This is a genomic window from Pseudomonas sivasensis (assembly GCF_021391435.1).
In the GTDB taxonomy this organism is placed as follows: domain Bacteria; phylum Pseudomonadota; class Gammaproteobacteria; order Pseudomonadales; family Pseudomonadaceae; genus Aquipseudomonas; species Aquipseudomonas sivasensis.
This window is the reverse complement of record NZ_CP090029.1, coordinates 6,040,364-6,062,272: the sequence shown is the minus strand read 5'-3', so window position 1 is coordinate 6,062,272 and position 21,909 is coordinate 6,040,364. Positions and strand designations below refer to the sequence as shown.

20 protein-coding genes are annotated in these 21,909 nt (G+C 58.3%); 13 read left to right on the top strand and 7 right to left on the bottom strand.

Translation table 11 applies throughout. The features are described 5' to 3' along the window. Window positions 1-10: 10 nt before the first annotated feature. Entirely contained in the window at window positions 11-676 is a 666-nt protein-coding gene (elbB, locus tag LRO94_RS27660; RefSeq protein ID WP_032884330.1) for an isoprenoid biosynthesis glyoxalase ElbB, read from the bottom strand. A 116-nt stretch (window positions 677-792) separates the two neighbouring features. Between elbB and LRO94_RS27655 the strand changes: the two genes are divergently transcribed. Beyond that, window positions 793-2,028: a sterol desaturase family protein gene (locus tag LRO94_RS27655; RefSeq protein ID WP_032884328.1), complete on the top strand. Its 1,236-nt coding sequence runs from the start codon at window positions 793-795 to the stop codon at window positions 2,026-2,028. Here the strand turns inward: LRO94_RS27655 and LRO94_RS27650 are convergent. Next, complete coding sequence (locus LRO94_RS27650; RefSeq protein ID WP_032884326.1) at window positions 2,009-2,644, bottom strand: DedA family protein; 636 nt, start codon at window positions 2,642-2,644, stop codon at window positions 2,009-2,011. The two genes, LRO94_RS27655 and LRO94_RS27650, sit on opposite strands and share 20 nt — an antisense overlap. A gap of 207 nt (window positions 2,645-2,851) precedes the next feature. Between LRO94_RS27650 and hemB the strand changes: the two genes are divergently transcribed. Beyond that, window positions 2,852-3,865, top strand: coding sequence for a porphobilinogen synthase (gene hemB, locus LRO94_RS27645; protein ID WP_032884324.1), 1,014 nt, complete (start codon window positions 2,852-2,854; stop codon window positions 3,863-3,865). 18 nt (window positions 3,866-3,883) lie between these two features. Then, entirely contained in the window at window positions 3,884-6,106 is a 2,223-nt protein-coding gene (ppk1, locus tag LRO94_RS27640) for a polyphosphate kinase 1 (protein WP_032884322.1), read from the top strand. Between the two features lie 127 nt (window positions 6,107-6,233). Here the strand turns inward: ppk1 and ppx are convergent, their stop codons facing one another. Further along, window positions 6,234-7,736, bottom strand: coding sequence for an exopolyphosphatase (gene ppx / locus LRO94_RS27635; RefSeq protein ID WP_032884523.1), 1,503 nt, complete (start codon window positions 7,734-7,736; stop codon window positions 6,234-6,236). Between the two features lie 504 nt (window positions 7,737-8,240). Between ppx and LRO94_RS27630 the strand changes: the two genes are divergently transcribed. The 5 genes from LRO94_RS27630 (at window position 8,241) to LRO94_RS27610 (ending at window position 13,526) form a co-directional block, all read left to right on the top strand. After that, window positions 8,241-8,885, top strand: a complete 645-nt coding sequence (locus LRO94_RS27630; RefSeq protein ID WP_179179756.1) for a DUF1120 domain-containing protein — start codon at window positions 8,241-8,243, stop codon at window positions 8,883-8,885. Window positions 8,886-8,948: 63 nt separating this feature from the next. Then, the gene (locus LRO94_RS27625) at window positions 8,949-9,671 is read left to right on the top strand and encodes a DUF1120 domain-containing protein (protein WP_155989931.1); all 723 of its coding nucleotides are present in this window, start codon (window positions 8,949-8,951) and stop codon (window positions 9,669-9,671) included. 98 nt (window positions 9,672-9,769) lie between these two features. After that, window positions 9,770-10,486, top strand: a complete 717-nt coding sequence (locus LRO94_RS27620) for a fimbria/pilus chaperone family protein (protein WP_179179757.1) — start codon at window positions 9,770-9,772, stop codon at window positions 10,484-10,486. A 6-nt stretch (window positions 10,487-10,492) separates the two neighbouring features. Further along, complete coding sequence (locus LRO94_RS27615) at window positions 10,493-12,997, top strand: fimbria/pilus outer membrane usher protein (protein WP_233896920.1); 2,505 nt, start codon at window positions 10,493-10,495, stop codon at window positions 12,995-12,997. Continuing rightward, window positions 12,954-13,526, top strand: a complete 573-nt coding sequence (locus LRO94_RS27610; protein WP_233896914.1) for a DUF1120 domain-containing protein — start codon at window positions 12,954-12,956, stop codon at window positions 13,524-13,526. Before LRO94_RS27615 ends, LRO94_RS27610 begins: the two co-directional genes overlap by 44 nt. 4 nt (window positions 13,527-13,530) lie before the next feature. Here the strand turns inward: LRO94_RS27610 and LRO94_RS27605 are convergent, their stop codons facing one another. Genes LRO94_RS27605 through LRO94_RS27590 form a run of 4 tightly spaced genes read right to left on the bottom strand, consistent with a single transcriptional unit; the run spans window position 13,531 to window position 16,373 of the window. Next, window positions 13,531-14,268 carry an amino acid ABC transporter ATP-binding protein gene (locus LRO94_RS27605; RefSeq protein ID WP_032884313.1) on the bottom strand — a complete coding sequence of 246 codons (738 nt, stop codon included), beginning with the start codon at window positions 14,266-14,268 and terminating at the stop codon, window positions 13,531-13,533. After that, a complete protein-coding gene (locus LRO94_RS27600) occupies window positions 14,255-14,905 on the bottom strand; it encodes an amino acid ABC transporter permease (protein ID WP_095185177.1) in 651 nt (216 codons plus the stop codon). The genes LRO94_RS27605 and LRO94_RS27600 overlap by 14 nt, the downstream gene beginning before the upstream one ends. Beyond that, window positions 14,902-15,570 (bottom strand): amino acid ABC transporter permease, encoded by a 669-nt coding sequence (locus LRO94_RS27595; protein WP_017736949.1) that lies wholly within the window; start codon window positions 15,568-15,570, stop codon window positions 14,902-14,904. Before LRO94_RS27595 ends, LRO94_RS27600 begins: the two co-directional genes overlap by 4 nt. Before the next feature lie 17 nt (window positions 15,571-15,587). Beyond that, window positions 15,588-16,373, bottom strand: coding sequence for a transporter substrate-binding domain-containing protein (locus LRO94_RS27590; RefSeq protein WP_017530859.1), 786 nt, complete (start codon window positions 16,371-16,373; stop codon window positions 15,588-15,590). Between the two features lie 265 nt (window positions 16,374-16,638). On the opposite strand from LRO94_RS27590, the gene LRO94_RS27585 reads away from it, so the two are divergent. The 5 genes from LRO94_RS27585 (at window position 16,639) to LRO94_RS27565 (ending at window position 21,868) form a co-directional block, all read left to right on the top strand. After that, window positions 16,639-17,334, top strand: coding sequence for a FadR/GntR family transcriptional regulator (locus LRO94_RS27585; protein WP_032884308.1), 696 nt, complete (start codon window positions 16,639-16,641; stop codon window positions 17,332-17,334). A 121-nt stretch (window positions 17,335-17,455) separates the two neighbouring features. Beyond that, window positions 17,456-17,785 carry a thioredoxin TrxA gene (trxA, locus tag LRO94_RS27580; RefSeq protein ID WP_015886460.1) on the top strand — a complete coding sequence of 110 codons (330 nt, stop codon included), beginning with the start codon at window positions 17,456-17,458 and terminating at the stop codon, window positions 17,783-17,785. Window positions 17,786-18,020: 235 nt separating this feature from the next. Beyond that, window positions 18,021-19,280, top strand: a complete 1,260-nt coding sequence (gene rho, locus LRO94_RS27575) for a transcription termination factor Rho (RefSeq protein WP_003176825.1) — start codon at window positions 18,021-18,023, stop codon at window positions 19,278-19,280. A gap of 156 nt (window positions 19,281-19,436) precedes the next feature. After that, window positions 19,437-20,903 (top strand): 4-hydroxy-3-polyprenylbenzoate decarboxylase, encoded by a 1,467-nt coding sequence (gene ubiD / locus LRO94_RS27570; protein ID WP_032884305.1) that lies wholly within the window; start codon window positions 19,437-19,439, stop codon window positions 20,901-20,903. Next, entirely contained in the window at window positions 20,903-21,868 is a 966-nt protein-coding gene (locus LRO94_RS27565; protein ID WP_032884304.1) for a CDP-6-deoxy-delta-3,4-glucoseen reductase, read from the top strand. The genes ubiD and LRO94_RS27565 overlap by 1 nt, the downstream gene beginning before the upstream one ends. Window positions 21,869-21,909 lie beyond the last annotated feature (41 nt).

The following is a 21,909-nucleotide window of genomic DNA, read 5'->3' as shown; positions in this document are numbered from 1 at the left end:
TGTGAGCGGATCAGTCGTTTTCGTGGGTCAGCTCCAACACCCGATCCACCAGCTTGTTGATGCCTGAAGCCACCTCGCTGATGTTCTTGCCGAGCATATAGGCCGGCGTACTCACGAGCTTGCGCGCCGTGTCTTCGGCGATATCTTCAACCGCGCACTCCTGATGGGAGGCGCCCATTTTGTCCAGGGCTGCGACGGTGTCGGTGTCGTTGCCGATGGTGCAGGTCACCCCTGGGCCGTAGATTTTTGCGGCCAGGGCCGGTGAGATGCAGATCAGCCCGACCGGCTTTCCGGCTTCGGCAAAGGCTTCAGCCAGTGCCAATACTTGTGGATTAACGCTGCACTCTGCGCCTTTCACAGCAAAGTCCGACAGGTTCTTCGCCGCACCAAACCCGCCGGGCACGATCAACGCATCGAACTCTTCGGCATTGGCCTCTTTGATGTCCTTCACCTCGCCTCGGGCAATGCGCGCCGACTCCACCAGCACATTACGTGACTCAGGCATCTCTTCACCGGTGAGATGGTTGACTACGTGCAGCTGTGGAATGTCGGGGGCAAAGCATTGGACCTGAGCGCCGCGCTGGTCCAGGCGCAGCAGGGTGATCACGCTTTCTTGGATCTCTGCGCCGTCATACACGCCGCAGCCGGAAAGGATCACTGCAATCTTTTTGCTCATGGGCATTTCTCCTGGGGTCTTGGCGTTAAATGTCTACTAATTTGTAACCTGTTGCCAATGGGATCTCGCGTCGCTGCACCTAATCTTGATGCCACAACAATAGACCGGACTAGCTCATGGACTTCGTGCCTTACGCGGTACCGTTTTTCATCGCCCTGATCGTGGTGGAATTGCTCGCTGACCGTTGGCGCGGTCAGCGCAACTACCGGGTCGCGGACGCCATCAACAGCCTCAGCACCGGCGTGCTGTCCACCACCACGGGGTTGTTGACCAAGGGCGTCGGGCTGCTGACCTACGCATTCGCCCTCAAGCACTTGGCGCTGATCGAACTGCCTGCCCAGAGTGTCTGGACCTGGGTCTTCGCCTTTGTGCTCTACGACTTCTGCTACTACTGGCTGCACCGGATGGGGCACGAGCGCAATATCCTGTGGGCCGCGCACTCGGTGCATCATCAGAGCGAGGACTACAACCTCAGCACCGCCCTGCGCCAGACCAGCACCGGGTTTCTGCTGAGCTGGATTTTCTACCTGCCCCTGGCCGTGCTCGGTGTGCCGTTGGTGGTATTCATCAGCGTCGCCTCGCTCAACCTGCTCTATCAATTCTGGGTGCACACCCGTCATGTGCCCAAGCTCGGCTGGTTCGAGTGGTTCTTCGTCACGCCATCCAATCATCGGGCCCACCATGCACAGAACGCTCTTTACATGGATCGCAACTACGGCGGGGTGTTCATTCTTTGGGACCGGCTGTTCGGCACCTTCCAGGAAGAAGACGACAACGAACCGGTGGTTTTTGGTGTGACGACCCCCTTGGCGAGTTGGAACCCGCTGTGGGCCAACTTGCAGTTTTATGCGCAGCTTTGGAGCGATGCACGGCGTACCGAGAGTAAGTGGGACAAGCTGCGCATCTGGTTCATGCGCACCGGCTGGCGCCCTGCGGACGTGAAGGCCAAATACCCCCTGGCCAAGCCTGATTTGAGCCAGTTCCGCAAATTCGACGTGCCGCTGGACGCGCGCCAACAGGTGTACATCGCCCTGCAGTTTGCCGCGTATGTGGGGTTTGGCAGCTATTTGATGAATTTCGGCGAGGGTTTGCCCGCCACCGCGCTGATTGTGGGCTGGGGTGCGATGGCGTTTGGGTTGTTTACGTTGGGCGTGGCTCTGGAGAATCGCCCGTGGACCTTGAAGGCTGAGCTGGTACGGCTGGCATTGAATGTACCGCTGGTGTGGCTGGCACCGCAGGTGGGGCTGTGGCCGGCCAGCCACTTGGGCTGGCTTGGGCTGCTGAGTTATAGCCTGCTCAGCGTGATCGGCCTCTACTGCTGTAGAAGCCGGCTTACTCGACTGGTGTCTTAGGCGCTTCGATCGAGGCAGGCTCGGCCGCGAGCCGGGCCTTGGCATCTGCACAGGCCTGGCGGGCGATTCGAGCGTTCTTGAAGCGGCGCCGCAGCCACAGGCCAAAGCCTAGTAACAACAACGCGCCGAGCACCCACAATTCGTACTTTTTGACGCTGCCGAGCATGCCTTCCAGTACTGCGCCGAAGTGATAAGCCGCCGCACCCAAAGCCGCTGCCCAGATGGCAGCACCGATCCCGTTGAGGATCAGGTAGCGCAGTGGCGGGTAGCCCGACAGACCAATCGCGACCGGCATCACCGTGCGCAATCCGTAGACGAAGCGGAAACTCAGCACCCAGATATCCGGGTGTTTGCGGATGTGTTCCAGTGCTTTGTCGCCCATCAGTTGCCAGCGCGGCTTGCGTGCCAGCAGTTTGCGGCCGTGCTTGCGCCCCATGTAATACCAAAGCTGGTCGCCGGCGTAGCTGCCAAAGAAGGCAACGACCACCACCAGGTTGATATCCATGTAGCCACGGAACGCCAGGAAGCCTGCGAGCACCAGAATGGTCTCGCCTTCAAAGAACGTCCCGAGGAAGAGGGCAAAGTAGCCGAAGTCATGCAGAAATTGTTGAAGCATGGTCTGGGTGCTGGCGAAATGAACGCGCAGCCTACGCCTTCGTGAACATTCATGAAAGTATCGAGATGTGTCACGAAGTGAACAATTCCTACATAAACGACGAATGCGACTACAGGTCGCATCGATAAGCACAACTGTCATACCTTCGTCATAATGGCCGCTTATAACTGCAACGCTCGCCCGTAAACCCGGGCTCAGGAGTCTGTCGTGAGCTTTACCCCTGCCAATCGCCTGTTCCCAGCCACTCGTCTGCGTCGCAATCGCCGTGATGATTTTTCTCGCCGTCTGGTTCGTGAAAACGTACTGACGACGAATGATCTGATCCTGCCGGTGTTTGTGCTCGATGGCGAAAATCGTCGAGAAGCCGTTGCGTCGATGCCGGGGGTGGAGCGTCTGACCATTGATCTGCTGCTGGAAGAGGCGGCGGGTTGGGTCGAACTGGGGATTCCGGCGTTGGCGCTGTTCCCGGTCACGCCGGCTGAACTCAAGTCCCTCGATGCGGCCGAAGCCTGGAACCCGCAAGGGATCGCCCAGCGCGCAACACGTGCTCTGCGCGAGCGTTTCCCTGAGTTGGGGGTGATCACCGACGTGGCGTTGGACCCGTTCACCACCCACGGTCAGGATGGCATCCTGGACGAAGACGGCTATGTTCAGAACGACATCACCGTCGATGCGTTGGTCAGGCAGGCGTTGTCGCACGCCGCGGCAGGCGCCCAGGTGGTCGCACCTTCGGACATGATGGACGGCCGCATCCAGGCGATTCGCGAAGCCCTGGAGCTGGCCGGCCACGTCAATGTGCGAATCATGGCCTATTCAGCGAAGTACGCCAGCGCCTACTACGGCCCGTTCCGGGACGCGGTGGGCTCGGCACTGAATTTGGGCAAGGCCAACAAGGCCTCTTACCAGATGGATCCTGCCAATAGCCATGAAGCCTTGCACGAAGTGGCGGCCGATCTGGCCGAAGGCGCTGACATGGTGATGGTCAAGCCGGGGATGCCGTACCTGGACATCCTTTGGCGGGTCAAAGATGAATTCAAGGTGCCGACCTTTGTCTATCAGGTCAGCGGCGAATACGCCATGCACATGGCTGCAATACAGAATGGATGGTTGAGTGAAGGGGTGATTCTGGAATCCCTGACGGCCTTTAAACGTGCCGGAGCTGATGGCATTCTGACCTACTTTGCCGCCCGCGCCGCCCAATTGCTTAGAGAGCAACAATAGCCCTCACAGGAACACTCGATGAATACCGAAGGACTCTCCGAAGTTGCAGTAAAAGACGCTCACCCGGTGGTTGAACAAGTCGCCGAGACCCCGCCGGAGCTGGAACCGGCTCCGCCTGCCGTGGTGGCCGAAGTACCAGCGCCGGCGCCAGTGCCGATGGTGACCAACCTGGATGACAGCAGCCTTTACATCCACCGCGAGCTGTCGCAACTGCAATTCAACATCCGCGTGCTGGAACAGGCGCTGGATGAGTCCTACCCGTTGCTGGAGCGGCTGAAATTCCTGCTGATTTTCTCCAGCAACCTGGACGAGTTCTTCGAGATCCGTGTTGCCGGCCTCAAAAAGCAGATCACCTTCGCCCGCGAACAAGCCGGCGCCGACGGCCTGCAACCGCACCAGGCGTTGGCGCGCATCAGCGAGCTGGTGCACGGCCATGTGGACCGCCAATACGCGATCCTCAACGACATCCTGCTGCCGGAGCTGGAAAAACATCAGGTCCGCTTCATCCGTCGCCGTCACTGGACCACCAAGATCAAAACGTGGGTGCGTCGCTATTTCCGTGACGAGATCGCGCCAATCATCACGCCGATCGGCCTCGACCCGACGCACCCGTTCCCGTTGCTGGTGAACAAGAGCCTCAACTTCATCGTTGAGCTGGAAGGTATCGACGCCTTCGGTCGCGATTCCGGCCTGGCGATCATCCCGGCGCCGCGTTTGCTGCCACGGATCATCAAGGTGCCGGAAGAGGTGGGGGGCGCTGGCGACAACTATGTATTCCTGTCCTCGATGATCCACGCCCACGCCGATGATCTGTTCCAAGGCATGAAGGTCAAGGGCTGCTACCAGTTCCGCCTGACCCGTAACGCCGACCTGGCGCTCGACTCCGAAGACGTCGAAGACTTGGCCCGTGCCCTGCGCGGCGAGCTGTTCTCGCGGCGCTACGGCGATGCGGTTCGCCTGGAAGTGGCCGACACCTGCCCGAAACACCTGTCGGACTACCTGCTCAAGCAGTTCAACCTGGGCGAGACCGAGTTGTATCAGGTCAACGGTCCGGTGAACCTTACGCGTCTGTTCAGCATCACCGGCCTGGACAGCCACCCGGAGCTGCAATACACGCCGTTCACGCCGCAGATCCCGAAACTGCTGCAAAACAGCGAGAACATCTTCAGCGTTGTGAGCAAGCAGGACATCCTGCTGCTGCACCCGTTCGAGTCCTTCACTCCGGTGGTCGACCTGCTGCGCCAGGCCGCCAAGGACCCGCACGTGTTGGCCGTACGCCAGACCCTGTACCGCAGCGGCGCCAACTCGGAAATCGTCGATGCCCTGGTGGACGCTGCGCGCAACGGCAAGGAAGTCACCGCGGTGATTGAGTTGCGTGCGCGGTTCGACGAAGAGTCCAACCTGCAACTGGCCAGTCGTCTGCAAGCGGCCGGCGCGGTGGTGATCTACGGCGTGGTTGGCTTCAAGACACACGCCAAGATGATGCTGATCCTGCGCCGCGAAGCGGGTGAGATCGTGCGCTACGCCCACTTGGGTACCGGCAACTACCACGCTGGCAACGCCAAGCTCTATACCGACTACAGCCTGCTGACTTCCGACGACGCCTTGTGTGAAGACGTCGGCAAGTTGTTCAGCCAGTTAATCGGCATGGGCAAGACCTTGCGCATGAAGAAGCTGCTGCACGCGCCGTTCACCCTGAAGAAGGGCATGCTCGACATGATTGCCCGCGAAACCCAGTTCGCCCTCGACGGCAAACCGGCGCACATCATTGCTAAGTTCAACTCGCTGACCGATCCGAAGATCATCCGCGCGCTGTACAAGGCCAGCCAGTCCGGCGTGCGTATCGACTTGGTGGTGCGTGGCATGTGCTGCCTGCGTCCGGGCATTGTTGGCGTGTCGCACAATATCCATGTGCGTTCGATCATTGGGCGCTTCCTAGAGCACACGCGGGTGTTCTACTTCCTCAACGGCGGCGAAGAGCAGATGTTCCTGTCCAGTGCCGACTGGATGGAGCGCAACCTGGATAAGCGTGTGGAGACCTGCTTCCCAGTAGAGGGCAAGAAGCTGATCATGCGGGTCAAGAAAGAGCTGGAAAGCTACCTGACCGACAACACCCACAGCTGGAGCCTGCAATCCGACGGCCGTTACGTGCGCAACACGCCGACCGGCAACCAGAATCCACGCAGTGCGCAGGCGACGTTGCTGGAGAAGTTGGGCAGTCCGATTCTGTCGGTGAACTAAGCACCGACGCGGTCTGAAAATGTGGGAGGGGGCTTGCTCCCGATGAGGGAGTGTCAGTCAACAGATTCATTGACTGGTCCACCGCCATCGGGAGCAAGCCCCCTCCCACAGTTGTTTCCGGTGTTCTCTAACGCAGGTTCAGGCTGAACCCCACTCGTGTAAGCCACTCCGCTTCCTGGGCGAAGTCCGCCTGGGTCAGTTGGTTCTCATCCAGCCAGCCTTTCGGGAACACGACATCCAGGCTCTCGCCATTGGCGCGCAGGCTCACCTGGGGCATTTCCTGGGTGCCGCGAATGTGGTGGAACAGGATCGCGAAGCGCAGCAGTACGCACAGGCGGATCAGCTTGATGCCTTCATCACCGAACTCGGCAAACTTATCCTTGGGAATATTGCGACGATGGCCGCGCACCAGCAGTGCGAGCATCTGCTGGTCTTCCCGGGAGAACCCGGCCAGGTCGGAGTGCTCGATCAGGTAGGCGCCGTGCTTGTGGTAGTGGTAGTGGGCGATATCCAGGCCTACCTCATGCACCTTGGCGGCCCAGCCCAGCAGCTCTCGCCATACGCCGTCTTCCAGGTCCCAGTCCTCGGCCACTTGGTCGAACGCGTGCAAGGCTTTGCGTTCCACACGGGCGGCTTGTTCCAGGTCGACGTGATAACGCTCCATCAGCGAGCTGAGCGTGCGCTCACGTACGTCCTCGTGGTGATGGCGGCCCAGCAGGTCGTAGAGCACACCTTCGCGCAGGGCGCCGTCACAGTGGTCCATGCGTTGCAGTTCGAGGGCGTCGAAGATGGCTTCGAGAATCGCCAGGCCGGCCGGGAAAATGGTGCGACGGTCGGGCTTGATGCCGTCGAAGTCGATTTTCTCGGCGTCCCCCAGTTTGAATAGCTTGCGCTTGAGCCACGCCAGGCCTTCGGCGTTGACCTCACCCGTGCCATGGCCGCCGGCTTTGAGTGCCAGGCCGATAGCACGGATGGTGCCAGACGAGCCGATGGCCTCATCCCAGGTCAGGCGGTGCAGGGCGTGTTCGATACTCATGATTTCCAGCCGCGCTGCGGTGTAGGCCTGGGCGTAGCGCGCCGGAGTGATCTTGCCGTCCTTAAAGTAACGTTGGGTATAGCTGACGCAACCCATCTGCAGGCTTTCGCGCAGCAGCGGTTCGAAACGCTGGCCAATGATGAACTCGGTACTGCCGCCGCCGATGTCCGCCACCAGACGCTTGCCGGGGGTGTCGGCCAAGGTGTGGGACACGCCTAGATAGATCAGGCGCGCTTCTTCACGGCCGGAGATGACTTCTACCGGGTGGCCGAGGATTTCCTCGGCGCGGCGGATGAATTCGCCGCGATTGCGCGCTTCGCGCAGGGCATTAGTGCCGACAATCCGCACCGCGCCCAGGGGCATACCGTTAATCAGCTGCGCAAAACGCTTGAGGCAATCGAGCCCGCGCTGCATGGATTCTTCATTGAGCTGGCGGGCGTCGTCGATCCCGGCAGCCAGTTGCACTTTCTCGCCGAGCCGTTCAAGGATGCGGATTTCGCCGTTCTGGGCCTTGGCCACGACCATGTGAAAGCTATTGGAACCCAGGTCTATGGCGGCGATCAGGGACAGATTCTTGGCTTGGGATTGCGGCATGGTTTGGGGGTCTCGGTCGATAACCTGACCATCGTGCCACGATCGACCGCTGGCGCCAACGCGTAGCGCCATAGGATTTCCAATCAGGGCTTCAGCGGAAATTGCCGATGCGGGTTGTAGGAGATTTTCATGACGATTGCATTACAAAGTTAACAGATGCCGTAGTCCTTGATTTCTGGGGCTTTATTTATGGGGTTGGTAACTAATTCCTACATGCTTCTGTATTAGTCCTCCAAGTTGTTGTTTTGATTCGCACAACGAATATTCCAGTGTGGAATGGCTGCCGCTGAGTACTCTTACAATCATTGATATTTTTTCCGGTTTAATTGAAGGGGTGGAGTGTTAATACTTCGGTCCGGCGATTTTGCCTAGGTGTTATTTATTTATAGTTGAGCGTTCGGTGTGGGCAGCTTTTAAATGTGGGCTTGTAAGATTGGCTTTTAGATAGTTTGAGTTTTTAGTTGTACGCGGATAAATGATCTTTGATAGTAAGGTGGACTGTATATGAAAAATAAAAGTGCTTTGCTTGGGGGCGTGTTCCTTGCAGTTGCTTGCCTGAGCGTTCAAGCTGCGGACTTACGTGTCAAAGGCTCCATTGCACCTTCCAGTTGCAGTTTTACACTCACAAATTCGACCATTGATTATGGCAAAATCAATCCGAGCTCTTTAAGCGCCACCCAATATAATCCGTTACCAAACAAAAGCACTCCGTTCGTCATAAAGTGTGCTGCACAAGCTCGGGTCGCTATAAGTGCAACGGATAATCGTGCGGCAAGTAAAGTGGGTGGCATAACACTTCAATATGGCTCGCAGTACAATGATAGCTATAACTACGGGCTTGGTAATACCGGTAATGGTGAACATATCGGCGGTTATATTTTATACATGAGAAGTTCGGTGGCTGATGGCAAGGCTGTCAATATTATGCAGTCATTCGACAATGGTGGCGTTTGGCGCGGTATCGCCGGTGCCATGGCGCAAACTCCTGTATTGACCAGCTGGTGGTCGGGTGACCTTACACCGCTGAAGTTTTCCACGCTGTCCGGTACGCTAAACGTTCGGGCCATTCTTAATAAGACATCCGCTCTCAGCCTCAGTAATGAAATCAAGCTGGACGGTCATGCCACGCTGGAACTGAAGTACATCTGAACATAACTACCCTAATGGTCAACTGGGGCTGATTGCTTTTCGGCGGGGCGACGGCGCTCTGCAGTGAATTTTTTCAGTGCCAGGCCTATGGGCGAGTTTTATCTGTGGCTATCCATTTTTTTGTTAAAGGTGATAAGTTTGAAAAATAAAATTATTGTAATGATGGGTGTATGTTTGGCTGCGACGGGGCTCAATGCCCAAGCAGCGGATGTCCGTGTTAAAGGAACCATCGCGCCCGCAAGCTGCAGCTTTACGATAGTCAACTCGGTATTTGATTACGGTATGATTCGACCGAGTTCGCTAAGTGCCACCCATTACACAAAGTTGGATAAAAAAAGCACGCCCTTTACCGTCAAATGCGATGCACCTACTTTGGTAAGCATCAAGACACAGGACAATCGTGCAAGCAGTAAAGTGCCTGGTATGATGCGAAGTGCATTTAATCAGACCTATGTTGACACCTTTAACTATGGGCTAGGCACGTCATCCAAAGGTGAGAAAGTTGGCGGTTACGTTATGTTCATGGCCAATACCGTTGCTGACGGTAAAACGGTCAGGGTTAATGGTTCGAACAATAACGGCGTTACTTGGTCCGTCGGCGACGGGGCCCTGGCACAGCCTCCGCATTTGACAAGCTGGGCGTCTGGGACCACTACGCCGATTAAGCTTTCAGTGGTTTCCGGAAACTTGCAAGTGCAAGGGGTTATCAACAAGACCTCTGCTTTCTCCGTCGGTGAGGGTATCAATCTGGATGGCCATGCCACCTTAGAGTTACGTTACTTGTAAGCAATGTTGAGTCGGTCAGCACACGTTGAAACTTTAGGTGTTTGAAGTTTTAACGTGTTCTGACTGTTTTGCTGTGTTCGAAGTAAAGGAAACGTCGGATGTGTATCGTCTCCAAGTCGAAGTTCTTTTTAGCGTTTAGCGTGTGCGTTAACTTTCTTTTATGCGGTGTGGCGTACGCCGATGGCATGGAGCCTGAAACCACTGTCATTGTGCTAAATGAGTCCGATAGCGAGGCCAGTATTAACGTCAAAAATACTGACGTCGGGCCTGCGCTACTCCATTCGGCTATTGAAGATGTTCCGGAAGACCTGGAACCCTTGGTGGTTGTCACTCCCCCGGTTGCAAGGGTGGATGGTGGCCAACTGCAAATGGTGAGGTTCATGTTGATTGGCAAGGAACCGCTCAAGACTCAGCGTTTGAAGCGTGTCACCTTCGAGGGTATCCCACAAACCCAGCCAGGCTCGGGTGCGACGATCGGTATCAGCCTGCGACAAAACCTGCCGCTGATTCTCCATCCCAAGGGCCTGCCACAGCACAATGCGCCTTGGGAGTTACTGACCTGGCGCCTGCAGGGCAAAACGTTGAGCGTGCATAACGACAGTCCCTATGTCGTTCGTTTGGCCGCCGAGGTGCAACTGAACCCGCAAAAAGCCAAAGCCTATCTTTCACGCACCTATATCTTGCCGGGTGAGGTGCTGAGCGCTGAATTTTCAAGCGCTCACCCTGATGCCACGTCAGTCACCATCATGCCTGCCACTGTTTATGGATTTACCGTAGACAACTACGATGCCTTGCTCCTAGCCAACATGCCTTGACCTCGTATGGGAAAAATAAACGAGGTTACCGGCGCTGTTGGTAAAAAACGGTGTGGGGGTAAAAAGGCCGCAGCGCCTTTTAAGTTCAACCGAGTCAGTCTCTCAGCCTGCGTAGCGATGTTTTCTGGCGCCGCAGGACACGTTTACGCCGGGCCCGGGGCGCACCCGCTGGAATTCGATCTGACTATCTTGCAGCATCGCGGACTCGATCCTTCGGTTGCCCGCTATTTTCGAGACGCGCCACGATTCACTGAAGGTGTTCGGGTTGTTGATCTGACGGTCAATGGTGATCGCGTTGGATTGACCGATGCGCGGTTCAACCATGAAGGGGCGTTGTGCTTTACCCGTGGCTTGCTGGACCGAGCAGGGCTGCGTGTACCTGCTTCAGTGATAGATAAACAGGTTTCTGCTGACCAGGCCTGTCATGACTTCCTTACCGAGTTTCCCAGCACGGAATTGAACCTGCGTCCGGGCAACGAGGAGGTAGCGATCGTCGTTCCCACCCAGGCGATCCGTGAGCCGCAACGAGCCACTGGCCATTTCGCTCGAGGTGGAGCGGCGGGCTTGCTCAACTATGACGTGCAAGGCATCAACAGTCATTCGCGCGATGCCAGGGGCCGTTTTCTATCGGCGTCCACGGAGGTGGGGTTTAATGTAGGCGATTGGATTGCGCGCAGCCGTCAGCTCTATATCTCTACCGATGGTCGGTCTGGGGCCGAGCACCTGTACGCCTATGCGCAACGGGATATTGCGCGGTTGGCGTCGACCCTCCAGGTGGGGCAGATATCCGGTAACAGCCCGGTGTTCGGCGGGGTGCAACTGACCGGTTTCCAACTGTCTCCAGACGGTGTCGACGGCGGTGCCGGCGGTAATGGAGTAGTGGTCGAAGGCCAGGCCCTTAGTCAGTCTCGGATAGAGGTACGCCAGTCGGGCGCACTGATCTACACAACAGTCGTGCCAGAAGGGCCGTTTGCATTGAGCAACCTGCCGTTGCTCAACGGCACGAGTCACCTTGATGTACGGGTCATTGAGACCCGTGGCGGACAGCGTAGCTTTGTAGTGCCGGCCGCTTCGTTTCGCGATGCGATGCCGGTGAAGTCTGGGTATACCGCGGCCGTCGGCAAGATACGGGATGTGGAACGTAGCGGTGCCGATGAGCCTATGCTGGCCGTGGCAAGCGGGACCTGGGCGCTCACCCCCGCCACGGCCCTCAGTTCGGGTGTGCAGGTTACCGATCATTACAATTCGGTGGGGCTTGCGCTGGACAGCAGTTTCGCGCAGCGATTCTCTGTTGGTCTGCGTAACAACCTCTCACGGGACGACAAGAACAACGTACGGGGTGTGCGTAATAGCGTTTCGTTGGGCAGCGTGCTGCCGGGTGACGTGCAGATGACCCTGAGCGCTACGACCCAGACACCTGGCTATCGTGATGTGCTCGATAGTGTGCGCGCTGACAGTGGTGAGTTGGCGAACTCGCGGTTCAAAAACCAATACACGGCAGGTCTCAGCTGGGCGGACCCGCAATTGGGTGTGTTCACGATTGGATACACCCGTGCTGCAAACTTCAACAGTAGCGCCTCTCAGTATGTCCATGGGGCCTGGAACAAGCAGTTCAGGTACGCCAATGTCGGGTTGAGCGTGGACTCGCAAGTTGGCACTTCTGGCACTAACAAGAACAACAACGATGGGCTAGGCGTGCGTTTGCAAGTCAGTGTTCCCTTGGGGGGTGATCGTTCGCTCACTTCTACCGCCAGGCACCAGGGGCGTCGATCGAGTATTGGCGCAGCCTTCAACGAACGCGTCGACGACACACTCAATTATGAACTGCGCGCTGACAGCGACCTTGGTACGGCCGCCCGGCATGCGCAGGGCGGTTTGCTGAACATGACGTCCCGTTATGCTCAGTTGGGCCTGGGCATCAACCGGGACTCGACCAACACCAGCTATAGCGGTCAGTTGCAAGGCGCGGTCGTGGCTCATGAACGGGGGCTGACGCTGTCTCCGTACAGGGTCGAGGATACGTTTGGGATTGCGTCGGTCGGCGATGTGTCGGGCGCGCGTATCACTACACCCCAGGGGCCTGTATGGACCGATCGGTGGGGAATGGCGGTGATACCGGGATTGCCCGCTTATCAGAGCAGCCTTGTCGAGGTGGAAGGCAAATCCCTGCCACGGCAGGTAGATATCAAGAACGGCACCCAATCCCTGGAAGTTGGACGAGGCTCATTCAGCAAGGTCGACTTTGAAGTGGTTAAGGTCAGGAGGGTGCTGTTGCGTGCCGTCGATCAAAGTGGCCAAGCGTTACCCAAAGGTGCTTCGGTGCTTACGGCAGACAATTCATTCCTGACCTCCGTCGTCGGAGACGGCCTGATTTTCCTGAATAACATCGACGCGCCACAAACCTTGACCGTGTCATCGCCGAACGCGACCTCCTGCAAACTGCAACTCGAACTGTCGGAACAAATCGATGAAAGCCAACTTTATGAAAATACAGCGGCGGTCTGCAGCTAAAAGTGCTTTGACGTCAGGGATGCTCGCGGCGGTGGTGAGCCTATTGACGGTTTTTGAGGCGTCGGCTTCTGAGTGCCACCTGTCAGTGAGCCAACCGCAAATTGATTACGGGCTTCTGCGCGCCGTTTCAAAGCCTGATGCTCGCGGGGTTTTCCTGGGTAAACGCATGGTGCGTGTGAGCGTGGTGTGCGCTGATGCTAGGGTTATAGCCCTGCGTTTTATGGGCGTGCCTGCCGACGGTCAAGGTTTCAGGTTTGGTCGGGAGGGGCGGTTCGACCTGACTCTGCAGCAGCCAGTGCTCGATGGCCAGGCGATAGAGTTGGCGCCGATGCACAACCGGGCGGAGCGCGGTGGTCACCTGAGGCCTGACCAAGCGCTGGTGCTGTTGAAGGCAGGGCAGCCTGTCAGCGGGCGGGTGTTTTCAGCGCAGGTGCAGATTGACACCTATCTCTCGAACGCCGCCGCCTCAGTACGCGATAAAACGTTGTTGGAGGGCGGCGGGCGCTTCGAGTTGGTACCTGGCGGCTAATCGATCAGGCGTGGGCTTCTGTTGTACCGATGAAGTTTGCCAACTCAGCGGTCTGGGGATTGGCAAACAGCAGTTTTGGATCGCCGACTTCATGCACCTTGCCCTGGTGCATGAATACCAGCTTGTCACCGACTTCCCGGGCGAAGCGCATTTCGTGCGTCACCATGATCAAGGTCATACCGTCCTTGGCCAGCTGGCGCACCACGCTGAGCACTTCGTTGACCAACTCCGGGTCCAGGGCTGAGGTGATTTCATCGCACAGCAGCACTTTGGGTGACATAGCCAGGGCCCGGGCAATGGCGACGCGCTGTTGCTGGCCGCCGGACAAGCGATCTGGGAAAGCGTCGAATTTCTCTCCCAGCCCAACGCGTTCCAGCATCTGCTTGGCCAACTGTGCCGCTTTGGCCTTGGGTACTTTCTGCACCACTTGTGGCGCGAGCATGACGTTTTCACCCACCGTCAGGTGCGGGAACAGGTTGAACTGTTGGAACACCATGCCGACTTTCTGCCGCAGGCTGCGCAAATCAGCACGGGCGGCATCAAGGTATTCGCCGTCGACCTCGATCACTCCATCGTTAATCGACTCCAGGCCATTGAGGGTGCGTAGCAGGGTGGATTTACCCGAGCCGCTGCGCCCGATGATCGCCACCACTTGGCCTTCTTCAACCGTCAGGTCGATGCCCTTGAGGACGTGGTGATCGCCGTAATACTTATGCAGGGCGGAAATTCTAAGCAGAGGCATGCAGTCTCCTTTCCAGGTAGCGAGCACTGAGGGACAAGGGGTAGCAAAGCAGGAAGTAACCGAGGGCCACCAGGCCGTAGACCATGAAGGGCTCGAAGGTCGCGTTGGCGAGCATGCCGCCGGTCTTGGTCAATTCGGTGAAGCCGATGATGGAGGTCACGGCGGTGCCTTTGACCACCTGCACCGAGAACCCCACCGTTGGCGCCACGGCGATCCGCAGGGCCTGGGGCAGGATCACGTAGCGCAGTTGTTCAAGCGGATTCAGCGCCAGGCTGGCCGAGGCTTCCCACTGCCCGTGGGCGATGGAGTCGACACAACCGCGCCAGATCTCAGCGAGGTAGGCGCTGGTAAACAATGTCAGGGCAATCGCCGCTGCCAGCCACGGTGAAATATCCACCCCCAGCAGGGCGATGCCGAAGAACACCAGGAACAGCTGCATCAACAACGGCGTGCCCTGGAACAGCTCGATGTAGGTGCGCGCAAGATTGCGCGCGAACGCCTTGCTGCTGATGCGCATGGTCATCACCAGCAAGCCGATCAGGCCGCCGCCGATGAACGCCACCAGCGACAGCAACAGCGTCCACTGAAGGCCCGTAAGCAGATTGCGTACGATGTCCCAGAAGGAAAAATCACTCATCGGCTATTCCTCATCACAAAGCGGCGGCCGATCCAGTTGAGCAACTGGCGAATCATTAACGCCATGCACAGGTACACCAGGGTGGTCAGGGCATAGGTTTCAAACGCGCGAAAATTACGCGACTGAATAAAGTTGGCGGCGAAGCTCAGCTCTTCGGTGGCGATCTGTGAACACACCGCCGAACCGAGCATCACGATGATGATCTGGCTGCTCAGTGCCGGCCACACTTTGCCCAGCGCCGGCAGCAACACCACATGGCGGAACGCTTCGAAACGCGTCATCGCCAGCGCGGCGGCGGCTTCCAGTTGCCCGCGCGGGATGGCCTGGATGCCGGCGCGAATGATCTCCGTGGAGTAGGCCCCCAGGTTGATCACCATCGCCAATACGGCGGCTTGCCACTCGGTAATCTTTAGCCCCAGGGACGGCAGGCCAAAGAAGATGAAGAACAGTTGCACCAGGAACGGCGTGTTGCGGATCAACTCGACATAGACGCCGAAGAACCAGGCAAACGGCTGGATCTTCCACGCCCGCACCACCGCGCCGACGGTGCCCAGGGCCACCCCCAGGATCGCACCGATGGCTGTCAGCTCAAGGGTGAACAACGCGCCGCGCAACAGCAGATCGGTATTGGCCAGCACCGGCACAAAGTCAAATTGATACGCCATGAGTCAGCTCCGTCGTATCAAAGATCGGCGGGCAGCGGCTCTTTCAGCCATTGCATCGCGTTCTTTTCCAGGCTGCCATCGGCCTTGGCCGCGACCAGGATCTGGTTGACCTTCTCCAGCAGCGCCGGCTCGTTTTTGTTCACGCCGACGTACACCGGCGAATCTTTGAGTTTCACTTTCAGCGCTGGCACGCGTTTCGGGTTGCGCTCGCTGATCGCCACCATCACCACGTTGCCGCTGGCGATCAGGTCGACCTGGCCTGCCAGGTAGGCGGCGATGGTGGAGTTATTGTCTTCGAAGCGCTTGATGGTCGCTTCCTTGGGCGCTACTGCGGTCAGCTCGATGTCTTCGATGGCGCCACGGGTCACGCTGATGGTCTTGCCCTTAAGGTCGTCGGTGCTGCTGATGGCGGCATCAGGTGGGCCGAATACGGCCAGGTAGAACGGCGCGTAAGCCTTGGAGAAGTCGATGACTTTTTCTCGCTCCGGGTTTTTGCCCAGGCTGGAGATCACCAGATCAACCTTGCCGGTGGTGAGGAACGGGATGCGGTTGGTGCTGTTGACCGGGGTCAGCTCCAGCTTGACCTTGAGTTGGTCGGCCAGCAGCTTGGCAGTATCGATGTCCAGGCCGCGCGGCTTCATGTCGGGGCCGACCGAGCCAAACGGCGGGAAGTCCTGGGGCACGGCTACCTTAAGGGTGCCACGGGCGACGATATCGTCCAGCCCATTGGCCTGGGCGGGTGCCTGGCTCAGCATCAGGCTGGCAAACAGGGCAGTGAGCAGGGCGCTGTAGCGCTTAGTCATGGCAACTCTCCGAAAAGGGCGAAAGGATTTTCTGGATTTGGCTTGCTTGCGTGATTGCACAGCCCATGCCAGTAGGCTCGAAATCGTCTGTAAGGCTGGGATTTGTTGAGCTTCATTGGTCTTACTGGTCTGAACAGTGGCATAGCCTTTCGCACCCTTTTCGAGCGCCGGCAAAAACCTGCGAGCCCCTTTGGGGCGTGGCTTGCCGCCGGCCGCGAATAGCTTTACAACTAGCCGCTCTGCTGACTGAAACCTTGAGTTTTTTATGAATTCCATCGCCCAAGCCGTACCGGAAGCGGCCCTGCAGGCCATTCGCAAACTGATCAAGGAGCAGGGCTTCGGGCCAGGCGACGCGTTGCCGTCCCAACGCGACCTGGCGGTGCAGTTGGGCGTGAGCCGAGCGTCGTTGCGTGAGGCGTTATCGTCCCTGAGTGCGTTGGGCGTGGTCAGCGTGCTGCCGGGCAAAGGCGTATTCGTGCAGGCGGCGGAGGACGCGCCGGGCTTTGCCTGGCCTTTCGCGGCCCAGGCCACGCCGTTGGATATCTTCCAATTGCGCTATGCGCTGGAGGGGTTTGCGGCGGGGCTGGCAGCGGTCACGCTGACCATCGATGAGCTGGACAGTCTTGAGGACAACGTTGAGGCGATGCGCAAGGTGCTCAAGGCCGGCGACTTCGACGCCGCGGCGCGGCTGGACTTCGAGTTTCACCAGCGCATCCTGTTGGCCAGCGGCAACCAAGCGATGGTGAGTATTCTCAGTGCCAGCGCCGAGGTGTTCCTGGAAAGTCAGAAATTACCGTTCATCCGGCCAGAGCGGGCCATGGAAACCTGGCAGGAACATCGCAAAATTTTGCGTGCCTTGGCCCGGCGTGCGAGTGCGACAGCGCAGAAAACCATGCAGGAACACGTACGTAATGCAGCGTTACGCACCGGCATTACCTTTGTGAGTCCCGTCGCGTCTTGAATTGGGCTATACCCAAACTCATGCATCACCATAGCAAGACTCAATCAGAGGCGGCTTCCTGAACGGGGGAAGGGCGGCTATGATGGGCAACGTTTTTTTTGCTTACAATCCGGAGACATCCATGAGCAACGATCTTATCAAGCACGTCACCGACGCGACCTTTGAGGCCGAAGTACTCAAGGCTGCTGGCCCGGTGCTGGTTGACTACTGGGCTGAATGGTGCGGCCCTTGCAAAATGATCGCTCCGGTCCTGGACGACATTGCAACTACTTACGAAGGCAAGCTGACCATTGCCAAGCTGAACATCGACGACAATCAGGAAACCCCGGCCAAGCACGGTGTGCGCGGTATTCCTACGCTGATGCTGTTCAAGAACGGCAACGTTGAAGCCACCAAAGTAGGTGCGCTGTCGAAGTCCCAGCTGCAAGCTTTCCTCGACGCCAACATCTAAGCGTCGTCAAAAAGGCCCCGCAAATTGCGGGGCTTTTTCGTTAAACAGGGCTAGACGCTCCGAAATTCAGGTGGTACATTCGGCCCCGCACTGGTTTCTCCACTGCCCCCTGCAAGCCGTCGCCGACGCATTCCTTTTCGATTAGTACGCGATCCTGTCGCCTTCTCTGCGGCGCGGCCTCATTAAGCCAAAAGCTTAATTTCCCCCCCTCCATAAATGATTACGTCATTCCTATATGAATCTGACTGAACTCAAGCAAAAGCCGATTACCGACCTGCTCCAATTGGCCGAAGAAATGGGCATAGAAAATATGGCCCGTTCGCGCAAGCAGGACGTGATTTTCTCCCTGCTCAAGAAGCACGCGAAAAGCGGCGAGGAAATCTCCGGTGATGGCGTGCTGGAGATTCTCCAGGACGGCTTCGGCTTCCTCCGCTCTGCAGACGCTTCCTATCTCGCCGGCCCAGACGATATCTACGTCTCGCCGAGCCAGATCCGTCGCTTCAACTTGCGCACCGGTGACACCATCGTTGGCAAGATCCGTCCACCGAAGGAAGGCGAGCGTTACTTCGCCCTGCTCAAGGTCGACACGATCAACTTCGATCGTCCAGAGAACGCGAAAAACAAGATTCTCTTCGAGAACTTGACCCCGCTGTTCCCGACTGTGCGCATGAAGATGGAAGCCGGTAACGGTTCCACCGAAGACTTGACCGGTCGCGTGATCGACCTGTGCGCTCCGATCGGCAAAGGCCAGCGTGGCCTGATCGTCGCACCGCCGAAAGCCGGTAAGACCATCATGCTGCAGAACATTGCAGCGAACATCGCGCGTAACAACCCTGAAGTTCACCTGATCGTATTGCTGATCGATGAACGTCCGGAAGAAGTGACCGAAATGCAGCGCACCGTGCGCGGCGAAGTGGTTGCCTCGACGTTCGATGAGCCGCCAACCCGCCACGTGCAGGTTGCTGAAATGGTGATCGAGAAGGCCAAGCGCCTGGTCGAACACAAGAAGGACGTGGTGATCCTGCTCGACTCCATCACCCGTCTGGCCCGTGCTTACAACACCGTGATCCCGAGCTCCGGCAAGGTATTGACCGGTGGTGTCGATGCCCACGCCCTGGAGAAGCCGAAGCGTTTCTTCGGCGCCGCGCGGAACATCGAAGAAGGCGGCTCGCTGACCATTATCGCCACCGCGCTGGTTGAAACCGGCTCGAAGATGGACGAAGTGATCTACGAAGAGTTCAAGGGTACCGGCAACATGGAACTGCCTTTGGACCGTCGCATCGCGGAAAAACGCGTGTTCCCGGCAATCAACATCAACCGTTCCGGCACCCGCCGGGAAGAGTTGCTGACTGCCGACGACGAACTGCAGCGTATGTGGATCCTTCGCAAGCTGCTGCACCCGATGGACGAAGTTGCAGCCATCGAGTTCCTTATCGACAAGCTGAAAACCACCAAGACCAACGACGAGTTCTTCCTGTCGATGAAGCGTAAGTAATACGACGTTTCAGGTCCGAAAGAATGGCGCCCCCAGGGGCGCCATTTTTTTTTGCGCGTTTTTTAAGCACGTTCGGCAGTCAAATGCACCGCGATAAGCTGCCAGCCAGCCTCAGAGCAGGTAGGATGTACGCCTATTTTACGGGTGGCATGGTTAATGAAATTCAAGGATCTTCGGGATTTCGTGCAGCAACTTGAGCAGCGCGGAGAGTTGAAACGTATCCAGGTGCCGGTTTCCCCAGTGCTGGAAATGACTGAGATTTGCGACCGTACCCTGCGTAGCAAGGGCCCGGCGCTGCTGTTCGAAAACCCGACCGGCTTTGATATTCCGGTGCTCGGCAACCTGTTCGGCACGCCCGATCGCGTGGCGTTCGGCATGGGCGCCGAGTCGGTCAGCGAACTGCGCGAGATCGGCAAACTACTGGCCTTCCTCAAGGAGCCCGAGCCCCCCAAGGGTCTGAAGGACGCCTGGTCGAAGCTGCCGATCTTCCGCAAAATCATTGCCATGGCCCCCAAAGTGGTCAAGGACGCGGTGTGCCAGGAAGTGGTCATCGAAGGCGATGACGTCGACCTGGCCATGCTCCCGGTGCAAACCTGCTGGCCCGGCGACGTCGGCCCGCTGATCACCTGGGGCCTGACCGTCACCAAAGGCCCGAACAAAGACCGTCAGAACCTCGGTATCTACCGTCAGCAAGTGATCGGCCGCAACAAGGTGATCATGCGTTGGCTGAGTCACCGTGGCGGTGCGCTGGACTTCCGTGAGTGGTGCGAAAAACACCCTGGCCAGCCGTTCCCGGTTTCCGTGGCCTTGGGTGCAGACCCCGCCACCATCCTGGGCGCTGTGACCCCTGTGCCGGACAGCCTGTCCGAATACGCCTTCGCGGGCCTATTGCGTGGCAACCGTACCGAGCTGGTCAAATGCCGTGGCAACGACCTGCAAGTGCCGGCCACTGCTGAAATCATCCTCGAAGGCGTGATCCACCCTGGCGAGATGGCCGACGAAGGTCCTTACGGCGACCACACCGGCTATTACAACGAAGTCGACAGCTTCCCGGTATTCACCGTCGAACGCATCACCCACCGGATCAAGCCGATCTACCACAGCACCTACACCGGCCGTCCGCCGGATGAGCCGGCCATTCTCGGCGTGGCGCTCAACGAAGTGTTCGTGCCTATCCTGCAAAAGCAATTCCCGGAAATCACCGACTTCTACCTGCCGCCGGAAGGCTGTTCGTACCGCATGGCCATCGTGACCATGAAGAAGTCGTACCCTGGCCATGCCAAGCGCGTCATGTTGGGTGTGTGGTCGTTTTTGCGACAGTTCATGTACACCAAGTTCGTTATTGTCACCGACGACGACATCAACGCCCGCGACTGGAACGACGTGATCTGGGCCATCACCACGCGCATGGACCCCAAGCGCGACACGGTGATGATCGACAATACGCCGATCGACTACCTCGACTTCGCGTCGCCGGTATCGGGCCTTGGCTCTAAGATGGGCCTGGATGCTACCCACAAATGGCCGGGTGAAACTACCCGCGAGTGGGGTCGGGTGATCGTCAAGGATGAAGCCGTGACCGCGCGCGTCGATGCGATGTGGAAAGAATTGGGAATAGATTGATGCGTGTAACCCTGCAACCTTCCGGCGCCGTGCTGGAGCTGGTCCCCGGCGAGCGAATCCTCGAAGGGGCGCGCCGCCTGGGCTACGAATGCCCGCAGGCCTGTCGCAATGGCGTCTGCCACGTGTGTGCCGCGCTGCTGGTGGAAGGCCGGGTGCAGCAAGCAGGTGAGGTGCGCGACCACGGTGAGTTCTACACCTGCATCGCCGAACCGTTGGAAGATTGCATTGTGTTGTGGGATGGCGTGTTGGCGCCGGGAGAGTTGCCGTTGCGCAAGTTGTCGTGCCAATTGAGTGAATGCGTAGAGGTCGGTGGTGATGTGTGGCGCGTGCGCCTGCTGGCCCCGGCCGGCAAGGCGGTGCGCTACCACGCCGGGCAATACCTGATGATCGAACGGGAAAATGGCGAAAAATCCGCATTCTCCCTAGCGTCGGCGCCTCACTCCGGGCGCGAGCTGGAACTGCATGTGCTGGCCCGCGAGGACAGCGCGCGCGCCCTGCTGGAACAGCTGCAACGCAATCAGATGGCCCGTGTGGAGTTGCCGTTTGGCGATACCCATTTGGCTGAACTGCCGGACGGTCCGCTGGTATTGATCGCCGCCGGCACCGGTATGGCACAGATGCATAGCCTGATCGAACATTGCCGCGCCTCCGGCTTCAAGCACCCGGTGCACCTGTACTGGGGCGTGCGACGCCCGGAAGACTTCTACCAGATCGAACACTGGGACCAATGGCTGCAACTGCCAAACTTGTTCCTGCACAAAGTCGTCAGTGATCTGTGCGGTTGGGAAGGACGCTGCGGTTTGCTCCATGAGGCGGTGTGCGAGGACATCGCCGACCTCAAGGCCGTGCACGTCTACGCCAGCGGCTCACCGGCGATGATCTACGGCACGCTGGATGCGCTGGTCGACGCCGGCATGGATGCGCATCAGATGCGCGCCGACGTATTCGCCTACGCGCCGCGCTGATCCATTCCAAGAGCCGCCGGCTTTTTGTGGTGAGCGGGCAA